At 72.9% G+C, this 2,286-nt stretch carries 2 protein-coding genes; both read right to left on the bottom strand.

The genetic code is table 11. From position 1 onward, the window contains the following. Nucleotides 1–135: 135 nt before the first annotated feature. Nucleotides 136–837 (bottom strand): enoyl-CoA hydratase-related protein, encoded by a 702-nt coding sequence (locus tag MXD58_RS29520; protein WP_248841481.1) that lies wholly within the window; start codon nt 835–837, stop codon nt 136–138. Between the two features lie 103 nt (nt 838–940). Beyond that, the gene (locus MXD58_RS29515) at nt 941–2,092 is read right to left on the bottom strand and encodes an acyl-CoA dehydrogenase family protein (protein WP_248841480.1); all 1,152 of its coding nucleotides are present in this window, start codon (nt 2,090–2,092) and stop codon (nt 941–943) included. Between the last annotated feature and the right edge of the window lie 194 nt (nt 2,093–2,286).

The following is a 2,286-nucleotide window of genomic DNA, read 5'->3' as shown; positions in this document are numbered from 1 at the left end:
GGCACCCCACGCGTCGGCTACGCCCAGCTCTACGGCGCCCCCGGCACGGCCGGCGTCTCCATCATCACCACCTGACCGGACGCAGCCGCCCGCACCACCACGGATCCCGCGGTGGTGCGGGCGTCGATCCTCGGATCAGTCGCGCCAGGCGGGCAGGGGCTCGAACACCGGGGCCCGCTTCTGCGCCCGGGCGGCCATCGCCTCCGCCAGCGCGGCCCCCTCATGGGCGGCCCGCATCCGCTCCCGGGTGTCTACCAGTGCGTCCGCGTGCGAGCGGTCAAGATCCCCGTAGACCTGCTCCTTGATGGTCGCCAGGGAGAACGGCGAGCAGTGTTCCGCCAGGTCGGCGGCGTAGCCGACCGCGGTCGCCAGCAGCTCCCCGTCCGGCACGACACGCTGGACCAGGCCCGCCGCCAGGGCCTCCCGCGCGTCCACCATGCGCCCGGAGAGCAACAGGTCCATCGCCGGCTGGACGCCGATGAGCCGCGGCAGCAGCCAGGAGACGCCGTACTCCGCGGCCAGGCCGAGCCAGGAGAACGCGGTGGCGAACCGCGCGGACTCGGCGGCGATCCGGATGTCGCTGCAGAGCATGTAGGCGAACCCGATGCCCACCGCCGCGCCGTTGACGGCGGCGATCACCGGCTTGCGCAGCCGCAGCGCCAGCGTCGGCAGATCCTCGGCGGCCGGCGCGAACGCCCTGATCGCGGCCGGCCCCTCGCCGAGCACGGTCAGGTCCGCACCCGAGCAGAAGCCGGCCCCCGCCCCGGTGACCACGATCACGCGGACCCGGGGATCGTCCTCCGCCGCGCGCAACGCCGCCGCGTAGGCGACGACCATCGTCGCCGTCAGCGCGTTGCGGGCCTTCGGGCGGTTCGCGTGATGATGCGGACCCCGCCCCGCAGCTCGGTGAGGATCTCGTCGTCGCCCGCCACCGCCGTGCTCACGCCGCGACGGCCCGGGCCTGCTCCCGCGCCTCAAGCAGGCCGGCGAGGCGCAGCCGGTGCTCCCGGGCGGTGCCCAGCAACGCGCTGCCCACCGAGACCCGGCGCAGGTACAGGTGCAGGTCGTGCTCGAACGTCAGGCCGATGCCGCCGTGCAGCTGGACACAGTCCTGGCACAGCGCCGGTCCGTACTGCCCGACGTACGACTTGGCCACGCTGACGAGTTCCGCCGCCCGGTCGGCACCGGCGCCGACCGCAGCCGCCGCCGCGTCCGCCACCGCGTGGCTCGCCTCCAACCACATCTTCATGTCGGCGAACCGGTGCTTGAGCGCCTGATAGGTCGACAGCGTCCGACCGAACGAGTAGCGGTCGCCAGCCCAGGCCACCGTGAGCTCGAACGCCCGGTCCATCGCCCCGACCATCTCCGCGGTCTGGATCACCAGTGCCTCGTTCAGCTGCCGCTGGACCTCGGCCGCGGCCAGGCCGACGTCGCCGAGCACCGCGCCCGCCGGCACCCGCACGTCCTCGAAGCGGACCCGGGCGAACCGGCGGACGGTGTCCAGCGACGTCAGTGGCGTGACCGTGACGCCGGGGCTGTCGGCCGGGACCAGGAACTGGGTGAGGCCCTCGTCGGTACGCGCGGTGACGAGAAACAGCTCCGCCTGCGCGGCGTGCTCCACCGGCCCCTTGGTCCCAGACAGCAGCCAGTCACCGTCCACCGCCGAGGCGGTCGTGGCGACCTCGCCCAGGCCGGCGTGGGGCGCCGGCTCGCTGAGGCACCACGCGGCGACCATGTCGCCCGCGCAGATCCGGTCCAGGATCTGCGCGGGCGCGGCGCCGCCGACCCGGGACAGCGCCGCCGCGACGACGTTCGCCGCCAGCAGCGGTCCGGGAGCGGCGTGCCGGCCGAACTCGTAGGCCACCAGCGCCAGATCGCTCAGACCGTTCTCGCTCACGCTGCCGCCGCCGTACTCCTCCGCGACCAGCAGCGAGGTCCAGCCGAGTTCGGCGCCCGCCTTCCAGTAGTCCGCCTGGTACCCGTCGGGATGGTCCCGCAACTCGCGGAGCACCGAGGTGGGAACGGTGTTCTCCAGGAACTTCCGCGTGGTACCGCCCAACAGCTCCTGGTCGGCCGTCAGTCCCAGCTTCACCCATGCCTCCGATCGAGCCCGCCCCGACATCCGGGTCCGAACTTCTCCGTCCTCGAGGTCACATCCCCTCGAGGTTGTCCGCCGCCTTCTTTACTGGGAGGCACTCTTGAGCTGCTTCGGGTCGGTGACGAGCACCGGGAAACCCGAGATGTTCGTGTTGTGCGCGTGGGAAAGCTGATGGAGAGCGAACGAGG

The sequence above is a fragment of the Frankia sp. AgKG'84/4 genome (assembly GCF_023242965.2).
Lineage (GTDB): Bacteria > Actinomycetota > Actinomycetes > Frankiales > Frankiaceae > Frankia.
Note: the sequence above shows the minus strand (reverse complement) of the source record. Positions and strands in the feature narration are given on the sequence as shown.

Bases quoted from the DNA above. Each gene is read 5' to 3' on its own strand.
- MXD58_RS29520 (WP_248841481.1), bottom strand. From the start codon at position 837: ATGGTCGTCGCCTACGCGGCGGCGTTGCGCGCGGCGGAGGACGATCCC.